This is a genomic window from Acinetobacter stercoris (assembly GCF_900323515.1).
Taxonomy (GTDB): domain Bacteria; phylum Pseudomonadota; class Gammaproteobacteria; order Pseudomonadales; family Moraxellaceae; genus Acinetobacter; species Acinetobacter stercoris.
The window spans coordinates 1-26,518 of the sequence record NZ_OOGT01000035.1; the positions used below are offsets into that span (position 1 = coordinate 1).

Below are 26,518 nucleotides of genomic sequence, written 5' to 3' on the forward strand. Positions count from 1 at the left end.
ATATAATTCATCTTAAATTTTTACATACCGCCAAGTTTTTAACCCTAGAGCCTTAGCAGCATATTTTGCCGTTGCTTTATCACCCAGTAATGGGACTTCTCGTAAATCTAAAACTTCCAATAATTCGAAATCACCGGATTTTAAATTTTGATCATAATTATATTTATACCATCTAACTCTAGACTCAGTTGTTGCTAACACATAAGACATAATTTTCCCCCTAACTCTTATTATTTGAAATAATACCAACTCACAAACTAAGATTTAAATCTAAACTACAAATCCATTATTCAGATGCCACTCAACCAACTGTTCCATATCAACCAATAATAGCTTGTCATTCATCTTTGCACTCTCTAGAGCTTCTTTGGTAAATTTGCTAGTAGTCACAATATATCCACGAAAAGCATTATTCTCTTCAATAACGCCTTTAAATTGTTGTACTAAAGGACGTCCAATTAAATTATTTTCAGAGTTTCTTTTACACTGTACAACAATCAGACCTTGTTCATGTTTAACAAAGCCATCTACGCCAGCGTCATTTGATTTTTTTGTCACCCATGCTAAATACCCCTTATCTTGAAAAAAGCTCTAATAGGTTAAAGCCTGCTTAGGATCTTTCCATCCAAAAATTTTGCATAATGTTAAAGCATTTTTTACACGTTTGGCCATCAACGATGCAGCTTCATGCCTTGAATCATGAAAAGTTAGATCAACACCATCTAAGCCAGCTTTTTTTCTTGCCTTTCTAAATAAAGTATCTCTAGAACTATCACTAATCGTAAATACTTTTAATGATCCTTTACGATCTATTTTTAGTGCAAGTGTCCACAACTGCAGTGCAAAATCATCTAATGGTACCTTACGTGGTAAACTATTTTTAGTGGTTGGTATAGAAACGTAACGTTTTGGTAAAGAGATATCACCTGGTAGTCGATTGACTATTTCGCCAGATCTCATACCTGTTGCCATTGCTATGAGCCAAATTAATCCAACCTCCTGCATCTTTGTAGCTGGTACTGAACCAGGAACATAATTGAGTGCTTTTAATATTGCTTCAAGTTCTTCAATTTCAGTCCTGCGTTCACGATGTGCTGGCTTCTTTGGCTTTCTTATCGACTCAACTGGATTAAAATCAATCCAACCCTTGTCTTTTCTACACCAATTAAAAAATGCTGATAGAGTTGAATAGTCACGAAGCACACTGGCAGCCTTTAAAGGTTTAATCGATCTATGCATTACCTGATATTCCCAATCTTTTAAAAACTCTCCACGATAATTAAGTAGTGGCCAGTCTACATTTGGCAAATGTGCCTGATAATATTTGATTCGTTGGATCTCTTTTTTTGCTGTCTTTTTATACATTGAAACTTCTTTAGCGTATCGTCCAAGTGCCTCATTTAAAGTAAGAACATATTTTTTATTTAATGCTAAATCGGTGGAATGGTTTAAGAAAAGTTCCCTCTCCTGGTCTTTTGCCCATTTGAGTAGTTCAGATCTAGATTTGCCAGTTTTACTTTTTCGTTGGCCATATTCAGCTAGATCCGCTCTCAAAATTCCATTTTTCATTTTGTAGATAGACAAACTCATATGCCTACGAATCCCCTGCTAATACTAGCTTTGAAAAAAATATAAGTGTGGAAATTGTGTGGAAATAAGTACCTAAATATACCTCAAATTACCTAAAAAAAACTCAGCACTCAGAAACGACAAAGCCCCGAAGCCTTTGTATATCAAGGCTTCAGGGCTTTGGAATATCTTTCGATATTGAATCTTGGTCCCGAGGGTCGGACTCGAACCGACACGTCATCGCTGACAGTGGATTTTGAGTCCACCGCGTCTACCAATTTCACCACCTCGGGAAGGTGATGTGCGTATAATAACGTGTTTCAAAATGATGTCAACGACAAGTTTTCATATTTGTGCATTTTTACAGCATAGACAGTTTTTTTGCTGTATAAACCATCAAATTCAGCTACCAAAGTGAAAAAAGACTATACTACGCAGCAATCTTTTTCATATCCGCGCTTTGTATTTGTCATTATGCAACTTTCAGATTTTAACTTTGCTCTCCCTGATGAGTTAATCGCTCGTTATCCTTTAGAAACACGTACCTCTTCGCGTCTTTTACACCTCGATGCCAACGGTCAACATCATGATCATCAATTCACTGATATTTTAGACTTATTCGAATCAGGTGACTTGTTAGTTCTAAATGATACCAAAGTAATGAAAGCACGTTTAAAAGGGAAACGGGCAACAGGTGGTGCAGTAGAAGTTTTAGTAGAACGTATTTTCGACCAAACCATTGCACATTGCCATATCAAAGCAAGTAATACACCTAAAGCCGGAGCTGAATTATTTATTGGTTCAGATGAAGTCAAAGTAACGGTGACTGGTCGTCATGAAAACCTATTTATTGTTGAGTTTTCACAGCCTATTTTAAAAGTTCTGGATTTATATGGGCAATTACCTATTCCCCCTTATTTTAATCGTGAAGCTGAAGCTATTGATACCGAACGCTATCAAACGGTATTTAATGATCCCACAAAATTAGCCAGTGTGGCAGCACCGACTGCGAGCTTACACTTTGATCAAAATTTATTAGATAAGCTTGAACAAAAAGGTATTCAAAAAACTTTTGTGACCTTACATGTAGGTGCAGGAACTTTTCTACCAGTACGTACCAATGATATTGAAAACCACATCATGCATAGTGAATGGTGTGAAGTTTCAGAACAGGCTGCACAAATGATCCGAGAAACCCAAGCACGAGGTAATAAAGTCATTGCTGTCGGTACAACTGCAACTCGTGCAACAGAAAGTGCCGCTCAAGCCTGTGGAGGAAAAATTGGAGCATGGACAGGAGATACTCAAATTTTCATCTATCCTCGATATAAATTTTGTGTTGTTGATCGTTTAATAACCAACTTCCACTTACCTGAATCAACGTTGTTGATGCTGGTCTCTGCCCTTTCAAATCGTGAAAATATTTTAAATGCGTATCAACACGCTGTTGAAAATAAATATCGCTTTTTTAGTTATGGTGATGCTATGCTGATCGATAAGCTATTGTAAAAAATAATAAAATATGCCGATTGATACTACAAAACGACTAATACATATCACAACCAGAGAAAATAAAAAAGTAAAACACAATGTCAATCGGCTTTGGCAAATCATTCATACGGCTCAATCCAGTCACGAAATATTAGATCAATTACATCCATGGGGAGATACGATTAATCTAAAATTTAATAATTTTTGGGCTTATCTATTGGTAATAATTGCATTTGGTCTTTTTATCATCGGATTAATCCTGCACCCTTATTTAAATCATTTTTTCTTTTTCGCCTTAGTCATTTTTTTCATCATCTGGGCATATATTATCTTTGAATCAAATCAGCCTGTCGAAGAAGTTATTTATTTTCTGGAACAACGTATGATGCAGCTCAAATATAATTTATATTTCGGTCAAATTCCTCCATTTCTCCCAACTGGGAGTAGCTTAGTCCTTTTCATCAGTCAATTAAGACAAAAATTTCCTGTTTTATCTCAAGGCAATGCAAAAAATGAAATTGTCCGTTTTGCTCATAGTACATGGTATGTAAATAATTCGCCCCATAATATTATTTTTATCCAGTATCATTATGCCAATGAAATCAGCATTACTGATCAACATTTGGAAAAACACAAAATTTTAGAAAAACATGAGCATTTATGGGGTGCAATAGTTTTTGAGACATCTACATTATGTTTTGCAGCCAGTAATCGGAGTCATCAAACGCTTTCTCCCTATACTTCTTCATGGAAAAGCACCGATATTTATTTAAATCAGAGCTTACACATTTTCGGATTAAACCAACAATCTCTAGCACGAACTATTTCACCGGGTATCACGCTTAAACTTACTGATTTATTTCAAGACTATCGTGCAGATTTGGTATATCATCCACATGAAAATACACTTTGCTTTCTAACTGAAAAAAATATATTTAAAATCAATCAACAGCAACATAAAATTCAGGATATTTCAAAATTACGAGGGCACCTGCGTACATTGAATATGCCTGATTTAGAAAAATTCAAAGAAAAACTAAGTGCATTTATTTCATAATTTTATTTTAGATTTGGGGAAATATAATGGGATTGACCGTATTTTTAAGTTTATTTGTTCTGATGATTATTTGGGGAGTTATGATCAGAAACAATATCATTCGTTATTTCAATGCAATTCAACGCTCTTGGGCAGAGGTTGCAAATTATGAGCGTCTCAAAGTCAAGACCTTAGAATCTTTAGAGGATACATTAAATCAATATGCAAATTTCGAAAAATCCACTTTAGAAAAAGTCATCGAATTGCGCCAAAATATTATGAATTTAAATATAAAAGATGCAGATTTGACACAATTACAATACGTTGAAAAATTAAGCTGCGAGCTTACTAGAACNTTAAACATGGTGGTCGAGAACTATCCTGAATTAAAAGCAGATCAACTCTATCTTAAAATGATGTCCGAGATTGATGAAGAAAATGAAAATGTTAGTGCTGCTATTAGTATCTATAATCGTAATGTTGAACTATTTAACAACATGATTCAGATTTTTCCAAATAATCTCGTCAACACGCTTACATTATCTAAAAAAACAGTTCGTCCCTTTTCTGATAGTTTTTTAAAAAATTTTGACTATAAGCCTAACTTTAAAGCATAAAAATCAAGTGATTAATCTATCTTAATCTTGACTTAACTTTCTGGTCCGATTTTGAAACGCCGATGTAACAGAAATCAGGTATTTATGATCATGAATATTTTGTATCAAACTCTTTAAATCTTTGCTTGGAAATAATACAAAGCTGGCTTTTATCGCTCAAATCAAGGAAAATATAGCGTTTTTAGCAAACAATCAGCGAACTGTTTTTTCGCCTCGATTTGGGTACTTTATGAAGTTTGAAAAATTAGGGCAGTCGGGTCGTGCCCGCCGTGGTCGTTTAACATTGGAACACGGTGTAGTAGAAACACCTGTATTTATGCCAGTGGGTACATACGGTACCGTCAAAGGCATGCTGCCACGTGATATTGAAGAAATCAAAGCACAGATCATTTTAGGCAATACTTTCCATCTTTATTTGCGTCCAGGTCTTGAAGTTATTGAAGAACATGGCGGTCTGCATGAATTTATTAAATGGGATAAGCCGATTCTGACTGACTCTGGTGGCTTTCAGGTTTTTAGCTTAGGTGCCATGCGCAAAATCAAGGAGGAAGGTGTCACTTTCCGCTCCCCGATCGATGGTGCAAAAGTCTTCTTGTCACCAGAAGTTTCAATGCAGATTCAAAAAACATTGAACTCGGATATCGTCATGATCTTTGATGAATGCACACCTTATCCTGCGACACATGAAGAAGCCAAAAAATCAATGCAACTCTCATTGCGCTGGGCGAAACGTTGTAAAACTGCCCATCATGATGACTTACAAAATAAAAATGCATTGTTCGGCATCATTCAAGGTGGTATGTACGAAGATTTACGTGACGAATCATTAAATGGTTTACTTGAAATCGGTTTTGATGGTTATGCCATTGGTGGTTTATCTGTAGGTGAACCTAAAGAAGAGATGATCAAGGTTCTTGATTATCTTCCAAACAAAATGCCGCATGACAAACCACGTTATTTGATGGGGGTTGGAAAGCCGGAAGATATTGTTGAGGGTATTCGTCGTGGGGTGGATATGTTTGACTGTGTCATGCCAACACGTAATGCCCGTAATGGTCACTACTTTGTGACAGACGGTCTAGTCCGAATCCGTAACAGCAAATATCGTCATGATCAAAGTCCACTTGACCCACATTGTGATTGTTATACCTGCAAGAATTTTACCCGTGCATACCTCTTTCACCTAGAAAAATGCGGTGAAATGTTGGGTTCAATGCTCGGTACAATTCACAACTTACGTTACTACCAACGTTTCACTCAAGATATTCGTGATGCACTTGATAATGGAACATTTGATGCGTTTGTTGCCGATTTTTATGCACGTCGTGGACTCGAAGTTCCACCTTGTCCAGTAGATTAATTCATCTACATTTGCGCTTCGCAAAAAGACAAGGTAAATTGCAGAACAAGTTGATATAAATGTCAGTTAATGACTCAAGTTTTTAGTTTAGGAAATTGAAATGAGCCTGTTTATTTCTAATGCGTATGCTGCTCCAGCAGCACAACAAGGTCCAAGCATGATGGCGAACATCCTGATGATCGTTGTCTTCGTTGCAATCTTTTACTTTCTGATCTGGCGCCCTCAATCAAAACGTGCAAAAGAGCATCGTAATTTGATTGAAAGCATCGGTGTGGGAAGTGAAGTTGTGTTCGCTGGTGGTTTAATGGGACGCATCACTAAAATTGAAGGTGAATTCGCTGTCGTAGAACTTAACAAAGGTAATGTTGTTAAGATTCAACGTGCTAGTGTTATTTCAATTTTACCTGAAGGCACACTAGATAACCTTTAATCATAAATAGTCGTGTAAAAACACGACTTTTTCATTTTAAGAAGAAAGCGAATGCGTTACCCAGCATGGAAATATTTACTGATCATTGTTGTTCTGGTTATCAGTACATTATACGCACTGCCTAGTTTGTATCCTGACGAGCCTGCGGTTCAGATCTCTGGTGCTAAGGCAGGGACTACAATCGATAAAAGTGTAATACAAAAAGCAGAGCAGATTTTAAAAAGTGAGAATATAGCTACTCACGATAACTCATTTACCAACAATGCAGCTCTACTTCGTGTAGATTCATCAGATGCACAGTTAAAAGCACAAGAAGCTTTAAGACGTGGTCTCGGTGAGCAATATGTTGTTGCATTAAATCTTGCGCCAACAACACCGGAATGGCTGCAAAAAATTGGTGCTAAACCAATGAAGCTTGGTCTGGATTTGCGCGGTGGTGTTCACTTCTTACTAGAAGTGGATATGGATAAAGCTATTGCTCAACGGATGGAAACATCTGCAACCGATATTCGTCGTGAACTGCGTGACAACAAAATTAACTTTAATAGTGTGTCATTAAACAACAATGCAATCACTATTCAGTTTGCAAATAACGATGACCGTTCTTCTGCAATGGATTTCTTGCGCCGCAATGGTAATGAATATATTCAGCAAGCCATTGCAACAAATGAAGGCTCAACTCTTCGTTTAACCTATAACGATACACGTAAACAAGAAATTCAGTCTTATGCATTGAATCAAAACCTGACGACTTTGCGTAACCGTATCAATGAGCTTGGTGTTGCCGAAGCTTTGGTGCAAACTCAAGGTAGCAACCGTATTGTTGTAGAATTACCTGGTGTTCAGGATACTGCCGAAGCGAAACGTGTTCTGGGACGTACAGCAAATCTGGAATTCCGTCTGGTTTCTGATCAAAATGACCAATATATTGACCCTTATACAGGTAAATATAATAGTCAGCCACTCCCTCCTGGTACTGAAGTTTTTGCTTATGAATCACTGGATAGTGGTCGCCAACTTCTGTTAAACCGTAATCGCATCTTAACAGGTGAACGCGTTCAGAATGCATCTAGTGGCTTTAGCCAAGATACTGGTGGTGCTGAAGTAAATATTACTTTAGACAGTGCTGGTGGTAAGCTCATGGCCGATGCAACCCGTACTGCTGTTGGTAAACGTATGGCTGTATTGTTCATTGAGAACAAGCAAAAAATCAGCTATGTCACTGACCCAGCAACTGGCGCACAAACTGAAGTTCGTACACCTTATACCGAATCAGTTGTCATCAATGCGGCAACTATTCAGGCCGTATTAGGTTCTCAATTCCGTATTACAGGTCTTGCTTCTCCTCAGGAAGCATCAGAACTCGCCCTTATGCTACGTGCAGGTGCCTTGGCTGCGCCGATGTACTTTGTTGAAGAACGTGTTGTTGGTCCTAGTCTTGGTCAGGAAAATATTGACAAAGGTGTACTTTCAACTGAAGTCGGTTTCATCCTTGTTGCAATCTGGATGATCGTATTCTTCCGTTTATTCGGTTTGATCGCAGATTTTGCCCTTGTCGTTAACCTGGCAATGATCCTGACCATCATGTCATGGATAGGTGCATCCCTTACCCTCCCTGGTATTGCAGGTATCGTCATCACCATTGGTATGGCTGTCGATGCGAACGTGTTGATTTGTGAACGTATCCGAGAAGAGATTAAATGGGGAGCTTCACCCAAACAGGCAATTGTTGCGGGTTATGATCGGGCCTATAACACTATTTTCGACTCGAACTTAACTACGTTCCTCGTTGCATTTATCCTGTTCGCAATTGGTACAGGTCCGATCAAAGGCTTCGCTGTAACATTGATGATTGGTATCATATGCTCGATGTTTACAGCAATCACTGTGACTCGTGCGATCGTACAGATCATTTATGGCAAACGCCGTAACTTGAAAAAGTTGAGCATATAGGAGATCAAAGATGACTGATGTGACTCAACCTAAAAAATACGGTCGCCCTGACGATGAGCGTGTAATCCCTTTTATGAAGATTGCCAAACCAGCGGCAATCATCTCGATTATTTTAACGCTTGCGAGTATTTTCTTTATTGTAACCAAAGGTTTGAATTTAGGTTTGGACTTTACAGGTGGTATTTCAGCTGAAATCAACTATCAGAAACCAGCCAATCAGGCTTTGGTCACTGAAACACTTGCAAAATCAGGTTTTAAGGATGCCGTGGTACAAACACTGGGAACCAATAGAGATTTATTGGTTCGTATGCCACCTCAAGACAATGTCAATGTTGAAGATTTAAACCGTACGTTAACTCAGGCAGTTCAATTATCTGGTAATTCTGCTCAAGTTCATAAAGTGGATGCAGTTGGCGGTCAAGTGGGTAACGAACTTTATATTCGTTCTGCTGGTGCTGTAGCATTAGCACTGATCTTGATGTTGATCTATGTCACTATTCGTTTTGAATTCAAACTGGCATTAGGTGCTGTACTTTCATTATTCCACGATGTCATTGTGACTATTGGTTTCTTTGCTTTTATGCAATGGCCATTTGATTTAACCGTGCTTGCTGCGATTCTTGCACTCCTCGGTTTCTCGCTCAATGATAATATTGTGGTTTCAGACCGTATCCGTGAAAACTTCCGTAAAATTCGTGGTGCAACCCCACGTGAAGTTGTTGATATTTCATTGACCGAAACTTTACGCCGTACAATCCATACATCCATGACATTATTACTTGTTGTACTTGCAATGATGTTCCTTGGAGGGGACGGTCTACACTGGTTCTCTGTTGCAATGTTTATCGGTGTCTTTGTAGGTACTTACTCATCGATCTACATTGGTACAGCATTTGCACTATGGCGCGGGCTGAATCGTCAAGACTTTATCGTACAAGTTAAACCTGAATTTGAAGATGATATTCCATAATTTTTAGAACAAATCTTCAATGCAAAAATGCCAGTAGATCAATCTTACTGGCATTTTTTATTCTCTGTATGTTATAGCCATTTATCTTGTGAGATAAAAATTGGTGTTATCCTCAGTTAAACTTATTAATTTCAACTCATCCTGAATAATTTGAATTTGAGGAAATGCAAATCCTTTGCAAGATAACTCTGAACGCCATGCTACCGTTAACATGGCATGTCCCAAATTAAAATTGTGGTATGCATAATGACCAATATCAGGATGTATACATATGCCCCCATCATTAAGTGCATGCACTTGCGTGTTCAACTCATTCAAACTCAAGCGAATCCCCAAGCCAGACGCCTTTAAAACAGCCTCTTTGGTTGTCCAGACCTTAAACCAATATGCCAAATCAAAACCCAGACTCTCCCAAGTCTCATATTCATCCATATGAAAAGCATGCTTTGCCAAAGCATCGAAGCGAACACTCCTATCCATATCTTCAATGTCAATGCCTAAATCCCTGACTTGAAGACTCATTGCTAAAGCATAATTTTTTTGGCTATGTGTATGATTAAAATTCAATTGCGGATAATCTTGCAAATAGGGCTTACCAAATTCACTTCTGGCAATATCTTTAGAGTCTACAGGATGAGCTAATACATCTGCTAAAAGTAAATTGCGATGCTGGTAAATCCGATTTTTTTTATATTGGTTGAATAATTTTAAATTAGAAAAATCCTCTTTTCCTTTATCTAAAATCTGAGCCAATGTCTGAACATGTATCTGGATACTTCTTTGTGTCATTGACTCAGTTTCTCTATTTCCCCGTCATCAGTTCTATATTCTGCATTCTCATACTGCCAAATACAACATGCACACAACCTAAAAGTTTAGTGAACAATATATCTTGTCGCGACCTACTGACAATTATTTCAACCTATTTCATCACTAATAAAAAAACCCAAAGAAAACTTTGGGTTTTAAGTAACTAAAAATTAGCGTTTATATTTCTTTTCAGCTTTTTTAAATTTTTGAATGTAACGACGGCGACGCGCAGCAACACGCTCATCGACTTGAGTTTTACGACCTTCAAATGGGTTTTCTGAGGTTTTAAAGTCAATACGCACTGGTGTACCTTCTAGTTTATATACTTTACGGAACACATTTTCCAAATAACGGCGATAATCCGCAGGCGTTTTATCCACCTTATTACCATGAATAACGATAGTAGGCGGGTTTTGTCCACCCATATGTGCATAACGCATTTTAATACGTCGACCACTGATCATCGGTGGCTGATGTGCCTCAGTTGCATCATTTAAAATCTGGGTCAGTTTTGCAGGTGAAACTTTTAAGTTAGCTGACTCATATGCACGATGAATAGATGGATATAAATCACCGACCCCTGTACCATGCAATGCTGAAATCAAATGAATCCGGGCCCAAGGAATAAAATCAAAACGTCGCTCTACATCAAGCTTACATTGTTTACGATCATATTCACTCATGTTATCCCATTTATTAATCGCGATAACCATGGCACGACCAGCTTCAAGTGCATAACCAATCAAGTGCAAATCTTGTTCAACAATCCCTTCACGCGCATCGACCACCACTACGACAACATGTGCATCTTTCATTGCCTGTAAAGTTTTCACAACCGAGAATTTCTCGATCATTTCATCAACTTTACCCTTACGGCGTACACCCGCAGTATCAATCAATGTGTATTGACGACCATCGCGTTCAAATGGAATATAAATAGAATCTCGCGTTGTTCCCGGTTGGTCAAATGCAACCACGCGATCCTCACCCAATAAACGGTTTACCAACGTAGACTTACCTACATTTGGTCGTCCAATAATCGCTAAACGTAACCCTGTAGCCTTATCATGTTCTTCTGGATTTTCATCTTCCGGGATATCCTCAAGTACATCTTCCAGCATCTGGGCTACACCACGCCCATGACTGGCAGCAACCTGCAAAGGTTCCCCCATTCCCAGTTTATAAAACTCAACCAGAGCTGCTTCTGCATGAACACCATCAACTTTGTTGGCAACCAGAAATACTTTTTTACCAAGTGTGCGTAGTTCACGTGCAATCTGTTCATCTGATGCAAGCAAACCAGCACGGGCATCGACTACAAATATGATGATATCAGCTTCATTAATGGCAGTTTTAGACTGCTCTGCCATATAGGAATCAATACCACCTTCACTCTCACCAATACCACCAGTGTCGACAACAATGAATGATTTATTTTGAAACACTGCGTCGCCATATTTACGGTCACGAGTCAGACCTGCAAAGTCTGCAACAAGTGCATCACGGCTCTTGGTAATCTGGTTAAATAATGTCGATTTTCCGACATTCGGACGTCCAATAAGGGCGATTACGGGTTTCATAAATTAACCTTTATTCAAGATCAGCCAGTTTGACTGGTCTGAACATCAGAAAGCTGAAGAAGGAGTTGGTAAAATACCAAAATAGAACACGGGGCTTTGAAATTTCAAATACCCCGTGTAAAAAATACGGATGAGCGTTAGTTTAACATAAGACTAGAAAAAGTTAACGATTCTGCCATATGCTTAATGCGCCTTTACGTGTTGATGAATAAAGTTGAGCATCAATCACACGTAAAGTACGGACTTCACCACTCGTTTTAGAACGACCAACAAAATCACCTGTATCTGGATCAAGTAGATGTAAATAGCCATCCAAATCACCTACCACCAGATTATTACCAAATACAACAGGATTACTTAAATTCCGGTGGAGTAGTCGATCATTTGTCCATAGTTTTTGACCAGTTGCCAAATCATAGGCATCAACTTTGCCTTCTGTTGTAGCAACAAAAACTTTACCATCTGCAACTTCAGGTCTAACCAAACTACTGGTATCTTCACTCCAGGCTACACGTTGTGATGCAAGATCCAGCACTGTAACTTGACCCTGATAACTCACTGTCACCACATACTGACCAGATACAACAGGCTCACCATCAATATCGATCAAACGCTGAATATCCGAACGGCCATCGGATACCGCTACCCTGCGCTGTAAACGGGGAATCCCTGTCACTGTATCAATAGCATAGATATAAGCATTTGCACCAGCAACAAGAACTGTACGTGAATCCACTGCAACAGGTGATGCCTGACCACGTAGGCTCAATTGAGGATTTGGCATTTTATAGGTCCAGACCTGCTCACCAGATGTATCATCATGCGCAAATATTGTTCCATCATTTGCAACAGTAATAACACGACCATTTTGAACTAGAGATGGACTAATAATCGCACCAGAAAGCTGAGCCTGCCATTTTTTAGCACCTGTTTCCTGGTCAAGTGCATATAGACGCCCTTTTTCATCACCTACAAAAACAGAACCATCACCAGCCGTAATACCAGAAGTTAAACCATGTTTGGTTACTTTCGTCTTCCAAAGACGTTGTTTACCTTTTAATGCTTCAACTTCACCTTTTGGATCGACTGCAAAAATTACCCCATTCTCTGTGTCTAAACGCATACGCAACGGATCAACTTTATCCGTAGCAGAAACATTCAATGAGAATATTTGTGACAAACCTTGAGTCTGAGTAATCTTTGGAAGTGGATTTGGCTTAACTTTTACTTCTTTTACTTTATTACTCGAACAACCCATCAAGGCCATTGTTAAAATTGCAAGAGCAAAAGGTATCTTATATTTTCTATCCATCAAGATTCATCCACTTGAGTTTGTATAACCGGGCGTTCAAAATCAGGATCATCAACTAAAACGCCGACACTTTCGAGTTTAATTTGTAAAATTTGACGCTCTTTCTTGCGTTCCAACAATGTATTCCATGCACTCTGATATGATTTTTTCGCATTTTCAATATCATTTTTCGCAAAATAGACATCACCTTTTGCCTCGTCTACAGTTGCCTTAAATGCAGGCTCCGTAACAGTAGACAAAGTTTTTATCGCTGCATCATATTTTTTTTGCGCAAATTCTGCATCAGCTAAACGAATTTTTACAAGTGATAACAATCCTTCATCTTTAATAGAAGAATTTTCTACTTTTTTCAATTCCTTTTCCGCAGTTGCATAATCACCTTTGTCATAAGCAAGCTTTGCCAATACAAACTGGCTTTGAATCGCATGTGCCGAATTTGGTGCATCTTTAACAATTTTATCTGCAGATGCAGATAACGTAGCAAAAGCTTTAGCATCAGTTCCAGCAGAACGAGCATCGTCCATCAATTGCTGAACTTTTGCCGTTCTGTTTTGGTCTTCTGCCAGAGTTTTCTTCTGCCAATACTGCCATCCGAAAAAGGCAATCAACGCGATTAAAATCCCTGTTACCATCGATGATCCATACTTCTTGGTAAAGGATTTTACATTATCAAGTTGTTCTGCATCACTTAATGAACTCATGTGATTGTCCTTTTCGAATGTTGCTATTTAAGCAAGTTTTTGTAATAAAAATGAAACGATTTCTGTAACAGCAACTTCTGATTGGTCTGCTGTTGCCAACTCTTTAACGCTCAGTTTTTGGGCTTCCCACTCACGCTCACCCAAAATCAATGCCAGAATAGCGCCAGACTGGTCAGCTTTTTTCATTTGGCTCTTCATACTGCCTTGTGAACCTGTTTTCAAACGAATATTGCTGTTTGCTGCTTCAAGCTGATTGCGGATTTGCTCTGCAAGTACTAGAGCTTTTCCTTGAGATGCAGGATCAGCAACTAAAAATACCTCACAATCTCTAACAGGGGTATTGTCTTCAACCTGTTCAAGAAGTAAAAGTAACCGCTCCATTCCCATGGCAAAGCCTACAGCAGGAACAGTCTGATCAGCTTTACCTTTTAACTGTCCAACCAGACCATCATAACGTCCACCAGCACAAACTGTACCTTGTGAACCCAGATGCGTTGTGGTCCATTCAAATACTGTTTTATTGTAATAATCCAGTCCACGAACCAACTTCTGGTTAATTACAAATGAAATACCTGCATCAGTTAAATATTGTTGTAACTGATTGAAGTGATTCATGCTGTCTTCACCCATGAAATCATGAAGTTTTGGTGCATTTTCTAAAATTTCTTGAGTACGCGCATCTTTAGAGTCAAGAATACGAAGAGGATTGGTGGTTAAACGGCGCTGTGAATCTTCATCAAGTTCATCTTTATGTGAAGTCAAAAACGCAACTAAAGCTGCACGATATTCAGCACGCTCGTCTAGCTCTCCCAGTGTATTGAGTTCCAATTGGACTTTATCCAATACCCCCATGCGTTTCCATAAACGGGCTGTTAACAAAATCAATTCAGCTTCAATATCGGGAGTTGCAACACCAAAGGTTTCTACACCAAACTGATGAAACTGGCGGTAACGACCCTTTTGTGGTTTTTCATAACGGAACATTGGGCCTAGATACCACACACGCGGAGTTGCTCCACGAAGCATATTATGCTCAAGCATGGCACGAACACATCCTGCTGTACCTTCGGGACGCAAGGTTAAAGATTCAGGTGGATTACCTTTATCTAAAAATGTGTACATTTCTTTTTCAACGATATCCGTTGCATCACCAATAGCACGTTTAAATAGACCAGTTTGTTCAACAATCGGCAAACGAATCTGTTGATAGCCATAGGCATCCATTAAAGATGCTAAATGATGCTCAAGACTTCTCCATGCTGGGGTTTGCGTAGGAAGAATGTCATTAAAACCTTTGATTGCGACGATTGAACTCATGATGAACTACGAATGATCTCTTTTGATTTAGCTTCTTCAAGCTCTTTAACACGTTGACGAACCATTGTTTCAATTTCATCAACTAACTGGTTTGTATCAATTAAATGGCTTTTTTCACCATTACGATAAACAAGTGAACGTGGACTCGCACCAACAACCCCGATATCGGCTTCTTTCGCCTCACCAGGTCCATTCACTTTACAACCAATGACAGATACATCCATTGGTGTACGAATATCTTCCAAACGTTCTTCTAGTGATTGCATCACTTTGATCACGTTAAATTCCTGACGCGAACAGCTTGGACAAGCAATAAAGTTAATCCCGTTAGAACGAAGACCAAGTGATTTTAATATATCAAAACCAATTTTAACTTCATCTTCAGGTTCAGCTGCCAAGGAAATACGCATGGTATCGCCTATGCCCTCCATAAGCAAACCGCCCAATGCTATTGCCGATTTTACTGTGCCTGTACGATAAATACCCGCTTCCGTTACACCCAAATGTAATGGATTATCAATCTGTTTTGAAAGTAGACGATAGGCATCCATAGTTAAAAACACATTGGAAGCTTTAACAGAAACTTTGAATTCATGGAAATCGAGTCTGTCTAAAATATCAATATGGCGTAATGCAGACTCCAAAAGAGCCTCTCCCGTAGGTTCACCATATTTCTTTTGTAAATCTTTTTCCAAAGATCCAGCATTGACACCTATGCGCATCGAAATATCATGATGCTTTGCGGCTGCAACGACTTCACGGATTTTTTGTTCCGAGCCAATATTACCTGGATTTATACGTAAACAGTCTGCGCCCAAGTCGGCAACACGAAGTGCAATCTTGTAATCAAAATGAATGTCGGCAACAAGTGGAACCTGAACACGTTTACGGATTTCACCAAATGCTTCTGCCGCCTCCATAGAAGGCACAGAAACACGCATAATGTCTGCACCAGCATCAGCACAACGCTGAATTTGAGCAACTGTCGCATCAACATCACAAGTTTCCGTATTGGTCATACTCTGGATACTGATCGGGGCATCACCACCTACATAAACCGATCCCACACGAATTTTGCGGGTAGGACGACGTTTTATCGGATTCTCTATCATTGTACCGCTCGACTTTAATTGATTAACGAGACAGACGGAATTCTGCTTTTCCGTTCACTGTATATGGAGACAATGAAATCTGCTCGTTGTTAAGGCTTAATGACACAGCTTTGGCATCATCAAGTCGAATCTGGAATGGTGAACTGCCATGTAGTGTTAAAGTCGAAGACTGACGACCTGTCGCAAGCACTTTACCTGTACCATCAACAATTTTTACAGATGTTGGTTCATTAAAATTTAAAACCAATTCATCACCAGTTTGAGTGTTTACACCATCATTCATGGACAGAACTTGAACATCAGATTGCTGAGGTTTCGCTTCTGTTGAGGCAGTCTTTTTCGAAGACCACTTCTGGATACCTGTAACTACAAGAATAATAAGCACAATTGCAACGAGTGCAATCAAACCGCGCTTTAACCACTTACGGTTACGCTCACTGTTCGAGCCCGGAAGTTTACCCATGATTTTAATCGGAGAATTATTCAATGCATGATTCGGCAAGAGCCCCGTATCATTTTGATAAATCTCATCAAAACGCTGAATAATTGCTGTTGCATCAACATTCAAATATTTCGCATATGAACGATAGTAACCTTTAATAAAGGTTGCTTCTGGTAAAGCTTTATAGTCATCATGTTCTAATGCAGTTAAAGTTTTCACCTGCATTTTCAAATCAGCAGCAACCGAATCTAGATCACGATTTTGTGAAACCCGAATTTGTCGCAAGTACTCACCTGGACGCTGTACGTTTCCTAAAGCATTAGGTGCTACGCTTGAACCAGTAGATTGCTGTGAATTAGGATTTACTTCCATACGGCCTCAGTACTGTACTGTAATTGCAAATAACGTTTAAATTCTTGACTCTCTGGATATAAAGCCCGAAGCTGATTTATCAAAGCTTGCATACCCATATTATCACCATTGGCACGCGCAATACGAATGCCTAACCAAAGCACCCTTGCACTTTGATTATTTTGCCCTACTACACGCACATATTGTTCATATAAATTTGTAGCATTAGGCATTTGCTTTCGCAAATAATAAATATCTGACAACTCTAACATTGAAACAGCAGAATCGCGATTAACTTGTAATGCCTGTTTGAATGATTTTTCAGCATTTACAATGTCATTCAACTTCAAGTAAACCCGACCCAAGTTTTCAAATGCCCTATAACGCTGATCATAGCCTAACGTTGCACCTGCAATATTAAACTGATTGATTGCATCATTATAGCGCTTTTGCTCATATAAATACGTACCATAATTATTACGAGCTTGCGCATTTTTTGAGTCTACAGCAATTGAGCGCTTAAAATAAGTATCTGCTTTTTCTAAATTCTGCGGACTGCCCTCGTATTGTAGCAAAACCCCCATCATCATATTTGCAGAACTATCTCTCGGTTCAATATTCAAAGCTTGATCCAAAGCACGCTTTGCTGCATTTAAATCACCTGACCGGATATATTCAGCAGCCAATTGAGTTCGAACTTTTACTGATTTTTCTGGATCTTTTTGAGAAAGAGAACCAGAGTGTGTCGTTTGACAAGCCTGTAACACAATCCCCAATATACAAACTGTAACGAAAACAGCGTGTTTTTGCGCACGTCTCATCTATAAATCCCCAACTCAATGAGGGTTAGTTAGCCCTCAGAACGTAAAATTTCATTTTTTTCGGCAATTTTCTTTTTCCATTGTGCTGCCCGGCGTGTGCGATCTGCAACCTGCCCAACCAACTGACCACATGCAGCATCAATGTCATCACCACGTGTCTGACGAATCGTACAGACAAATCCGGCATCAGACAAAGTTTTTTGAAAAGCAATAATTCGGTTTCGGCTTGAACGACCATATGGTGCATGCGGAAATGGATTGAAAGGAATCAGGTTAATTTTACTTGGCAAGTTTTTAAGCAGCTTCAATAATTGCTGTGCATGTTCAGGCTTATCATTTACACCATCTAACATTACATATTCAATGGTCACATGCTTACGTGCACTTTCATTACCATCTTTTGTAATATAACGCTGACAAGCTGCAATGAGTTGTTCCAATGGATATTTTTTATTGATCGGTACGAGTTCATTACGCAGTTCATCGTTTGGTGCATGCAGTGAAATTGCCAAAGCCACATCAATATCTTTAGCGAGTTGATCAATCTTAGGAACTACACCCGATGTTGATAAAGTCACACGACGTTTTGACATACCATACGCAAAATCATCCAGCATGATCGACATGGAACTTAAAACAGCATCATAATTCAGCAATGGTTCACCCATTCCCATCATCACGACATTAGTCACTGAACGTTCACGTTCTGCAACAGGAACTTCTTCCATATAGGAAAAATTTGCCATCCAGAGCTGGCCAATAATTTCTGCTGGGGTTAAATCTCGCTGAAAACCCTGCTTTCCAGTCGAACAGAAAGAACAATCAAGTGCACAACCCACTTGTGACGAAATACATAAAGTTTTTCGCTCACCTGTTTTATCTTCTGCTGGAATTAAAACAGTTTCAACAAGTGAACCCTCTCCGTCCCCCACACGAAAAACCCATTTACGGGTACCATCTTTTGAGTAGTTACGATGCACTACTTCTGGCGCTTTAATTTCACAAATCTTTTCCAGCTTTTCCCGCAACTTTCCTGAAATATTGGTCATTTCAGCAAAATCAGTCACAAAAAACTGGTGAATCCATTTCATCACCTGTCCAGCACGGAATTTTTTTTCTCCCATATCTTCGAAAAATTTTTCCATTTCCGAACGAGACATGCCTAGCAAATTCACTTTTTGAATTGCTTCAGGAGATGTTTTGATCTCACCTTGTGCAACAGATGGATGAGCAACTTCAGAATTCATAAGAATGACCTAAACAATGTCTGGGGATGATGGGTAGCTCAATATTTGAGCATTATTTTAAAAAGAGAATAAAAAAAACCAGACAAGCAGTATAACACTTATCTGGTTTTTAAACTGCCGATTAACGAGTACGTGGGCAGATTTCTGTTTGAGCGAAGAAGTAGTTCACTTCACGATCAGCAGATGCAACAGAGTCAGAACCGTGAGCAGCGTTTTCATCGATGCTTACAGCAAAGTCTGCACGAATAGTACCAGGGGCAGCTTCTTTAGGATTAGTAGCACCAAGAATTTCACGGTGAGCAAGAACCGCATTTTCACCTTCAAGAACTGATACAACAACAGGACCAGAAGTCATGAAAGATACTAAATCAGCAAAAAAACCACGTTCTTTATGTTCAGCATAAAAGCCTTCTGCTTCTGCTTTAGAAAGGTGTTTCATTTTAGTTGCAACGATTTTTAAACCAGCTTTTTCAAAACGGGCAAAAATTTCACCGATGTGGTTTTTGCCTACAGCATCTGGTTTAACGATAGATAAAGTACGTTCAACAGCCATGATTGGCTCCTTAAATCAATTTTAAAGGTAAAAATTTTGGCGCATTATACCGATTTAATACAAAACTATCAGCCTAGAAAATGTAAAAGTTAAAACTTTTTATCTGTTTTTTTACTGAGCTTCATCAATCCAGGCCATTTGAATAGCTTCAAGCAAACCTTCTGTTGACTTGGTCGGGTCATCACTGAACTCTGGCAAAGCACAAATCCATGCATGTAAATCAGTAAAGCGTACCCACTGTGGATCAACATCCGGATGCGCTTCTGACAGCTCAATTGCAATATCAATCGTATCGGTCCAACGTAAACCCATAGGTCTTCCTAAACAATCTTAAAAGATGTACTACTTTAGCAAAAATGCTGTTTTACATATACAGATATTTATCAATAAACGCCTTGCCAGCAACATGGTAAAGATAATTTATCAGGGTGTCTTCAATAGCCGCACCCTTTTATAACTTAAAGTATCAAACCTAAATATGGAGCAACCATAATTATCGCACTGGCAACCGTAGCACCAATAATAGCTCCCACCATCACATCTGTTGGGTAATGCAGCCCTAGAACCATTCGTGATAATGCAACCAAAATAGTAAATGGCAACATAACAACAAGTAGCAATGGTAATATATAGCCCAATACTATCGTTGCCATGACTGCATGTAATGTATGGCCAGATGGAAAACTAAAATGATCTAGTGGACGTTCACCCAAAATAATTACCTGATGTACCTGATAAGGTCTAGGTCTCACAGTTTTATGCTTTAAAAATTTATATATAGCGGTTCCCAATGAACCAGCCAGAATGACATATAAAATTTGAAGCGTATAATCAATTCCTTGTATATACCAAACCACTATGAGCATGGCATACCAAAATGGTCCATCCCCCAAGCGACTGATAATTTTAAAAAACAACGAAATACGCTGTGACTGAGATAAGTTATTTAAATACAGACAACCTTTTAAATCTAAATCGAGTATTTTTATTTTGGCATTTTTAAAATTCATGATGCTCTCCTAAAGCCTGTCTAAGTGACCATAAAGGTCTCCTGAACCACTTGATACAAGGCTTGTTCGAGTTGATGAACAGGATGTTTCCATCCGGTATTTTGTACTGCTTGCATTGCTTCAACGCCCATTTTGCACAATACGTTATTATCTGGAAGCTGAAATAACATTTGCATAAATTGTGCCGTTTGCCCTAATGGACATAACCATCCCATCTTATTTTGAATCACATGTTGTTTTGCACATGCATAATCATAGGCAACAACGGGCAAACCACTTGCCATTGCCTCTAAAACCACATTACCAAATGTTTCAACCTGACTTGCAAAAACAAAGACATCAGCACTCGCGTACGCTTCAGAGAGGGCTTTACCGCTTAAACTCCCCATAAAAATGACCTGATCTGCACCTTTTTTATCTTTTAACCGCACCAAATCAGGTCCTTCACCAACAACAACAAATTTAACCTTTTTACTCTGTTTCTCTTTCATTAACGCATAAGCATCGATTAAAACATCAATTTCTTTTTCAGGAGATAAACGTCCAACATAGAGCATTACTGTTGTATCTTCCGTTACCCCCCATTTTTTTCGTAGCTCTTCTGAGCGATGTTCAGATGAAAATCTATAAACATCGACACCACGACCAACTACAACTAAAGGGCAATGAATACCAAATGCTCTTAAAGCATCATAAGTTCCCTGACTCGGGACACAAGTAAGCTGAGTATTGTTATGGAACCACCTCAAATAGCGTTGAACAGGTTTGACTAAAAACGCCAAATCAAAGAAACGACTAAAATCCTGAAATGGTGAATGAAATCCACTAGAAACTGGAATACGTTTTGATCTAGCTACCTGGAGTGCCGTAAGCCCTAATGGTCCCTCCGTCACGATATGAACAATATCAGGTGCAAACTCAGTAAATGCCTGTGATACTTTTAAGTATTGAGGCCAGCCAAACTGTAAAGTTGGGTATTTTGGAATTGACTGAGCATTAACAAGACACTCTTTATTGGGCTTAAATTCATTACAGATATGCTTTTGCTCTGGTCGAACAAGCAATATTTTATGCCCAAGTTTTTGTAATCCTTTACATAATTGTAAAAGTGATAAAGCGACACCATTAATCTCGGGTGGCCATGTTTCTGTGACAATCGCTATTTTTAACCTTGGACGGACTAAATCTTGTAAATCTTCTAAATTATTTTTTGCAAAGGCGTTATTTTGTTTTTGTTTAAAATAGAACTGAAAGCTTTCAGGAAACTCTATTTGTTTATAAAATAATGATTCAGTATATGAGCCAGCCATTCGATCACCCATTCATTGGCTTTAATCAAATGATAGGTGAAATTTCTTACATTTTTATGTTTATTAGATGACGTTTTTTTGACAAAAAAACTCTTAAAAAATCAATATATAAAAAAAGGAGAATGAAAAGGGCTAAGCTCATTCTCCAAACTGAGAAACTTTAAATTTTCGTTTAAAACATTAAATATATGGAAATTTTATCTCTATATATTCCTGATGGAACTCCTGTAAAGGGTTGGTCTAGCAACTGAACCGCAATTACATATTTATTTTTATGACCAGATTCATGTGAAAATGGAACACCCCAGATATTCTTTCCTGCACCCCAAATACTCATTTTTGTCTTTAAACGATAAAGCCCATTAGTGACATAACTAGTTCCATCCGTACCTGTCAGATTGTCACTTTTGAACAATATGTTATATGCACGATCACATGACACTTCAAATGACGTCGCAGCCTGACTATTATAATAACTCGCCAGTTGCATACTAGGCTCAGTGACATTACCTAAAGAACATTGAGAGCCATGTACCAACCCGCACAATGTGCTTCCAAAAACCAAAATACAAAATACTTTCATATAGTTACCCTCACTTCATCTACAAACCAGATCAATCACCTGATTATTGGTCTGTTGAGGTAATGTTTTAGATATATCCAACGTCGTTTCACATATCACTCCTCCTGTCGTTTTAACCTTTATCTGATATTTATCTGGTTTTAGCTTATATAAATATGTATATCCTTGGGCATCGACTGGAAAAATTTGATCATCGATACCTGCAACATATACTTCAGAGCCTTGAGCCAGAATCTTATTTTTTGTATCTAACAGCCTTACAACTATTTGTTGAGTTTTATAAATAGGGAAATTAAAAACATATCCTCGCTGATTCAAGCCAATCATTTTTTGACTGGAATAATCGAAGGTATCTTCCATTGGTAATTGGTCTTGATTAAATGAAATATCATAATTCACATATGGAATAATATTATGTACAAATAAATAACCATTCTTCTGAGTTGCACCAATTAATGATAATGACCGATAAACATCAATATCCTTATAATCACCTACTTTAACCAGAGCAAATGAGTTATCTACATATTTAGTTAATGCAACTTTATTTTTAAGCCAGACGAGTGCCCCACTATAAGTTGCCTGAGTATTACGATAGCGCTCTGATTGATCATGTAAAACACTCAAATCCCCTACCGAAGTTTTTAATAAACCATGAACATTATATGAATAGTCACTATGTGATCTATTAACGCCCAAAGAATAATCAAACCCTGTCTGTCTGGATGAATACTTTGAATACCTGATTCGAGACTGATCCTGATCAGTAGAATGATCAAGATATATATTTCTATGGTTATTCAAATAAAAACTTAATGACAGGTTAATTCCATTATTTTTATCTCCTGAAAGCTCCTTAAAATAAGAAACGGATAATGATGAAAATTTCCCTATAGATTTAGTAAAGCCGACATTCAAAACTTTATCATCATTAGCAGACCAGTCATTATTTTTATAATATTTTCGCTCAACATAATTCACATTAAAACTATTTAGAAAAGGCAAGTTAAACATGCTGAGATAAAATAAGTTATCAAACTTAGTATTGTTTTGCCAATCCAGATAGCCTAGTGATCTGAAATCATCACTTCTATAACGACTACTTACACCATATGAAAATCTACCAGAGTTCCGGCTTACTGACATACCGAGAGAATATCCATCATTTCCTTTATACCGACTTCCCGTCAATGACATATCCAGCAATGCATATTTATTTAATCCTTGTGTCCACAAAAAACTGAGGTTTTTTATTTCATCACTATAGGCAATATTAGTTCCGACTGTTGTATTTAAAGTCAACCCTCTTCGAAAATAAATATTTGAAAAAAACTCACGATAATCATTATTTTCCTCACTATAATTATATCGAATCTTTCCTAAGGAAAAATTATATTCATTTAAGCTTGGACGCAATAATTTATTATTGATATAAATAGGAAAGTTTTGCACAGTTCGATTTCCCATAATATCTTCTACAACAATTTGTGCGTCTCCTCCTTGCTGAATATTTGCACCTGTTTGAACAGTATAATGCCCTGGAGCTACATTTTGTTTATAGAGATTTACTCCATTGACATATAAATCCACGGTGGATGGTAATGCAGCACTTCCTTTTAAGGTTGGGATATTCCAGTATATAAAATCAGGTCTTTCTGTAAAGTTAGTACCAAAACTAATCCCGCCAAAGCGAAAAGAATCAATAAGTGAATTATAAACACTAGTATTATCACCTAAAGTTAACTTGGCATATTGTTTAGGAAAATCTACTTCAAAGCTTGAATTTATACGTGTAAATTTATTTCCCTGCTCATAATCATTATCATATTTCCGATATAAGAATGCATTTTCAAACAGCCAAAAGTCTTTAAAAATACCTGACTCAAGCAATATACTTGAGTCATAAGAAGCTCCATCATCTCCATAATATAGATCATAATTTAAAAATGCGCCTAGACTGGCCTTATTTGGCATAGGTAATCTGTTTGAATATTCATTCCCTTCAAAATATTCTGCGGGTATATTAATCTTCAAAGCCTGTAACCCTTCATCCTTTTCAGCATTTACAGGTGATTTATTCACCAAGCAATATTCCTGATTATCATTCTTCTTCTCGAACATCTGCTCCTTGATATTCAATTGTTTAAAAACATTACACTCGATAAAATATTGATGGTTATTTTCCTGCATTAAGGTTTCTATATTTTTGTCTTGCCCATTAATCCACACATTAACCAATACCAGATTATCATCGATATAAACTTTTTCAGCATAAATACAGACACAGTGTAATGCACTATATAAAATCAGTATTTCGCGTATTTTAAACATATTATTCCCCTTTTATTTCAACTTCGACAGGGGAGCTGTTCTTATCTGTTGTAACTTCTAGCTTATATTTTTGTAAATCAACTGAGCTTATATTTCCCATATTAAAGCTATAACCTTCACCACTAAACATATAGCGCATGTCAGATTTACTTACAACTTCTTCTTTTTTTTCATTCAACAAAGTTAACTTTGTGATTTGCACATGTGAGTTTGAATTATTTTTAATATTCAAAAATAATTCATTATTTTTATAATCAGGTTGAATATTTAGTTTCAATTCATCCTGTTTACCTACAAATAATGGCACAGAAACGTTAAATAAAAACTTAACAGCATTTTTATCAACAACAGGAGCAACTTCGGTAAAAAAAACTCGCCAAGCTTGCTCATTCTTGAGATTCATATTTGCGATTGGCTGGCTAAAGCCGATACGCACCACCTGTTTACTTTCTGGTTTAATGACAAAGTTTTTAGGATTAATCAAGATATTATTGTCTTTTTCAAATATATCTTCTCCCTTTTCATTGCGTGTCCATTTAACAGCTGAAACTTCAAAAATTTTGGAATCTGTAATCCCTGTACTTTCCAGAGTGATTGTTGCGCTACGCTGCCTGGTCTCTTCATTGATATAAAGCTGAATAGGTGTAAATTTTAGTCCCGCATTTGCACTGATACTACATAGCCCTATAACTAATATAAGAATTTTCTTGATCATGATATTGCCCTATCTTCATTAAACGGTTTTTATAATGTCTAAAGTTTGTTATTTCGATTTTTCAGTTAAGTAGAGCAGGACTACTGACATAATCCTGCTCTTATCCATGGTCGTTATTCTTGTGATTAGAAATCTACAGCAACCTGATATATACCAGTGTATGTACCATAACGCGTTGTTGTAGGATCAAAAGTACTATTTGCTTGTACTGTAAAAGTTCGGGCACTTGCACTAAATGGAAGAACTTCTCCAGTCATGTATGATGCTCCACCAGGTTTTTTCGTATCGACATTCACACCAACAGAATACAGACCATTATTCAATTGTGTTGGGGCTGTAATATTAAGCCTATAATCACTATTAGCAGCTACTGTAAAAGATCCTGATCCTGACCAAGAATTTCCTGAAGTATTTGCTAAAGTGATCGTATCGGTGATGATATCCAGATCACAATGTTTTGGAACATCCAGAGAAATATCTATCTTCCCATTACAAGTTGTTCCGCAACCACTATTGCCTGGATTGTGTCCACCATGGCCACCTCCACCACCTTTAGCTGCTAGATCTTCACCATCTGCAAATGCAGCTGCCGAACATAAACCAAATACAAGTGATGCTAATACTGTTTTAACTATTTTAGACATGGGATACCCCCTAATTACTTATTATGCCCTAGGTTTATTTATCACAACTTCCCTTTAAAATCATAAAGATAGTTTGATTATGAAAGTTGCATTTTTATCTTAGAACGATTTCATTCAGTTTTTCATTGCATGAAATTTCATGAAATTTTTAAAACAATAATGTGGTTATATTTAAGCTTATGAATATATTTATCTTATTTAAAATATTTAATATTTTTCTGGATTTCATGGCAATTTTAGCAAAACATTATGT

General features: G+C 37.7%; 26 protein-coding genes, 1 tRNA gene and 1 pseudogene. 7 read left to right on the forward strand and 21 right to left on the reverse strand.

Annotated features, from left to right (window positions below):
- Window positions 1-12 precede the first annotated feature (12 nt).
- The 4 genes and pseudogenes from KPC_RS05740 to KPC_RS05755 form a co-directional block, all read right to left on the reverse strand.
- The gene (locus KPC_RS05740; RefSeq protein ID WP_171334428.1) at window positions 13-210 is read right to left on the reverse strand and encodes a hypothetical protein; all 198 of its coding nucleotides are present in this window, start codon (window positions 208-210) and stop codon (window positions 13-15) included.
- A 60-nt stretch (window positions 211-270) separates the two neighbouring features.
- Window positions 271-576 (reverse strand): annotated as a pseudogene (locus tag KPC_RS05745) (restriction endonuclease); the annotation flags it as partial.
- Window positions 577-591: 15 nt separating this feature from the next.
- Entirely contained in the window at window positions 592-1,590 is a 999-nt protein-coding gene (locus tag KPC_RS05750; protein WP_121973463.1) for a tyrosine-type recombinase/integrase, read from the reverse strand.
- Between the two features lie 185 nt (window positions 1,591-1,775).
- A tRNA-Leu gene (locus tag KPC_RS05755) sits at window positions 1,776-1,862 on the reverse strand.
- A gap of 181 nt (window positions 1,863-2,043) precedes the next feature.
- On the opposite strand from KPC_RS05755, the gene queA reads away from it, so the two are divergent.
- From queA to secF, 7 genes are all read left to right on the forward strand, one after another.
- Entirely contained in the window at window positions 2,044-3,078 is a 1,035-nt protein-coding gene (gene queA, locus KPC_RS05760; RefSeq protein WP_121973487.1) for a tRNA preQ1(34) S-adenosylmethionine ribosyltransferase-isomerase QueA, read from the forward strand.
- Window positions 3,079-3,091: 13 nt separating this feature from the next.
- Entirely contained in the window at window positions 3,092-4,117 is a 1,026-nt protein-coding gene (locus tag KPC_RS05765) for a hypothetical protein (protein ID WP_121973464.1), read from the forward strand.
- A gap of 23 nt (window positions 4,118-4,140) precedes the next feature.
- Window positions 4,141-4,713, forward strand: coding sequence for a LemA family protein (locus KPC_RS05770; protein ID WP_121973465.1), 573 nt, complete (start codon window positions 4,141-4,143; stop codon window positions 4,711-4,713).
- Window positions 4,714-4,942: 229 nt separating this feature from the next.
- Window positions 4,943-6,073, forward strand: coding sequence for a tRNA guanosine(34) transglycosylase Tgt (gene tgt, locus KPC_RS05775; protein ID WP_121973466.1), 1,131 nt, complete (start codon window positions 4,943-4,945; stop codon window positions 6,071-6,073).
- Between the two features lie 100 nt (window positions 6,074-6,173).
- A complete protein-coding gene (yajC, locus tag KPC_RS05780) occupies window positions 6,174-6,503 on the forward strand; it encodes a preprotein translocase subunit YajC (protein ID WP_121973467.1) in 330 nt (109 codons plus the stop codon).
- Between the two features lie 51 nt (window positions 6,504-6,554).
- Window positions 6,555-8,456 carry a protein translocase subunit SecD gene (gene secD / locus KPC_RS05785; protein WP_121973468.1) on the forward strand — a complete coding sequence of 634 codons (1,902 nt, stop codon included), beginning with the start codon at window positions 6,555-6,557 and terminating at the stop codon, window positions 8,454-8,456.
- Between the two features lie 10 nt (window positions 8,457-8,466).
- Window positions 8,467-9,426 carry a protein translocase subunit SecF gene (gene secF, locus KPC_RS05790; protein WP_121973469.1) on the forward strand — a complete coding sequence of 320 codons (960 nt, stop codon included), beginning with the start codon at window positions 8,467-8,469 and terminating at the stop codon, window positions 9,424-9,426.
- Window positions 9,427-9,507: 81 nt separating this feature from the next.
- Here the strand turns inward: secF and KPC_RS05795 are convergent, their stop codons facing one another.
- The 17 genes from KPC_RS05795 to KPC_RS05875 all read right to left on the reverse strand — a co-directional run bounded on the left by KPC_RS05795 (window position 9,508) and on the right by KPC_RS05875 (window position 26,265).
- On the reverse strand, window positions 9,508-10,215 hold the full coding sequence (locus tag KPC_RS05795; protein WP_121973470.1) for a 4'-phosphopantetheinyl transferase family protein: 708 nt from the start codon (window positions 10,213-10,215) through the stop codon (window positions 9,508-9,510).
- A 191-nt stretch (window positions 10,216-10,406) separates the two neighbouring features.
- The gene (der, locus tag KPC_RS05800; protein WP_121973471.1) at window positions 10,407-11,816 is read right to left on the reverse strand and encodes a ribosome biogenesis GTPase Der; all 1,410 of its coding nucleotides are present in this window, start codon (window positions 11,814-11,816) and stop codon (window positions 10,407-10,409) included.
- A 163-nt stretch (window positions 11,817-11,979) separates the two neighbouring features.
- Window positions 11,980-13,128, reverse strand: a complete 1,149-nt coding sequence (bamB, locus tag KPC_RS05805; protein ID WP_121973472.1) for an outer membrane protein assembly factor BamB — start codon at window positions 13,126-13,128, stop codon at window positions 11,980-11,982.
- On the reverse strand, window positions 13,128-13,829 hold the full coding sequence (locus KPC_RS05810) for a YfgM family protein (RefSeq protein ID WP_121973473.1): 702 nt from the start codon (window positions 13,827-13,829) through the stop codon (window positions 13,128-13,130). The genes bamB and KPC_RS05810 overlap by 1 nt, the downstream gene beginning before the upstream one ends.
- Window positions 13,830-13,856: 27 nt before the next feature.
- On the reverse strand, window positions 13,857-15,146 hold the full coding sequence (hisS, locus tag KPC_RS05815) for a histidine--tRNA ligase (protein WP_121973474.1): 1,290 nt from the start codon (window positions 15,144-15,146) through the stop codon (window positions 13,857-13,859).
- The gene (gene ispG, locus KPC_RS05820; protein WP_121973475.1) at window positions 15,143-16,258 is read right to left on the reverse strand and encodes a flavodoxin-dependent (E)-4-hydroxy-3-methylbut-2-enyl-diphosphate synthase; all 1,116 of its coding nucleotides are present in this window, start codon (window positions 16,256-16,258) and stop codon (window positions 15,143-15,145) included. The genes hisS and ispG overlap by 4 nt, the downstream gene beginning before the upstream one ends.
- A gap of 22 nt (window positions 16,259-16,280) precedes the next feature.
- Window positions 16,281-17,072, reverse strand: coding sequence for a helix-turn-helix domain-containing protein (locus tag KPC_RS05825; protein WP_121973476.1), 792 nt, complete (start codon window positions 17,070-17,072; stop codon window positions 16,281-16,283).
- On the reverse strand, window positions 17,063-17,872 hold the full coding sequence (pilW, locus tag KPC_RS05830) for a type IV pilus biogenesis/stability protein PilW (RefSeq protein ID WP_121973477.1): 810 nt from the start codon (window positions 17,870-17,872) through the stop codon (window positions 17,063-17,065). Before pilW ends, KPC_RS05825 begins: the two co-directional genes overlap by 10 nt.
- 29 nt (window positions 17,873-17,901) lie before the next feature.
- Window positions 17,902-19,119, reverse strand: a complete 1,218-nt coding sequence (gene rlmN / locus KPC_RS05835; protein WP_121973478.1) for a 23S rRNA (adenine(2503)-C(2))-methyltransferase RlmN — start codon at window positions 19,117-19,119, stop codon at window positions 17,902-17,904.
- A gap of 121 nt (window positions 19,120-19,240) precedes the next feature.
- A complete protein-coding gene (gene ndk, locus KPC_RS05840; protein WP_121973479.1) occupies window positions 19,241-19,672 on the reverse strand; it encodes a nucleoside-diphosphate kinase in 432 nt (143 codons plus the stop codon).
- Between the two features lie 111 nt (window positions 19,673-19,783).
- Window positions 19,784-19,984: a Fe-S cluster assembly protein IscX gene (gene iscX, locus KPC_RS05845; RefSeq protein ID WP_121973480.1), complete on the reverse strand. Its 201-nt coding sequence runs from the start codon at window positions 19,982-19,984 to the stop codon at window positions 19,784-19,786.
- A gap of 146 nt (window positions 19,985-20,130) precedes the next feature.
- Window positions 20,131-20,682, reverse strand: coding sequence for a phosphatase PAP2 family protein (locus tag KPC_RS05850; protein ID WP_121973481.1), 552 nt, complete (start codon window positions 20,680-20,682; stop codon window positions 20,131-20,133).
- Between the two features lie 20 nt (window positions 20,683-20,702).
- Window positions 20,703-21,992, reverse strand: a complete 1,290-nt coding sequence (locus KPC_RS05855; RefSeq protein ID WP_121973482.1) for a glycosyltransferase family 4 protein — start codon at window positions 21,990-21,992, stop codon at window positions 20,703-20,705.
- Window positions 21,993-22,164: 172 nt separating this feature from the next.
- The gene (locus KPC_RS05860; RefSeq protein WP_121973483.1) at window positions 22,165-22,575 is read right to left on the reverse strand and encodes a hypothetical protein; all 411 of its coding nucleotides are present in this window, start codon (window positions 22,573-22,575) and stop codon (window positions 22,165-22,167) included.
- Between the two features lie 15 nt (window positions 22,576-22,590).
- The gene (locus KPC_RS05865) at window positions 22,591-24,906 is read right to left on the reverse strand and encodes a fimbria/pilus outer membrane usher protein (protein ID WP_121973484.1); all 2,316 of its coding nucleotides are present in this window, start codon (window positions 24,904-24,906) and stop codon (window positions 22,591-22,593) included.
- 1 nt (window position 24,907) lies between these two features.
- Window positions 24,908-25,621, reverse strand: coding sequence for a fimbrial biogenesis chaperone (locus KPC_RS05870; protein ID WP_227591509.1), 714 nt, complete (start codon window positions 25,619-25,621; stop codon window positions 24,908-24,910).
- A gap of 125 nt (window positions 25,622-25,746) precedes the next feature.
- A complete protein-coding gene (locus KPC_RS05875) occupies window positions 25,747-26,265 on the reverse strand; it encodes a hypothetical protein (RefSeq protein WP_121973485.1) in 519 nt (172 codons plus the stop codon).
- Window positions 26,266-26,518 lie beyond the last annotated feature (253 nt).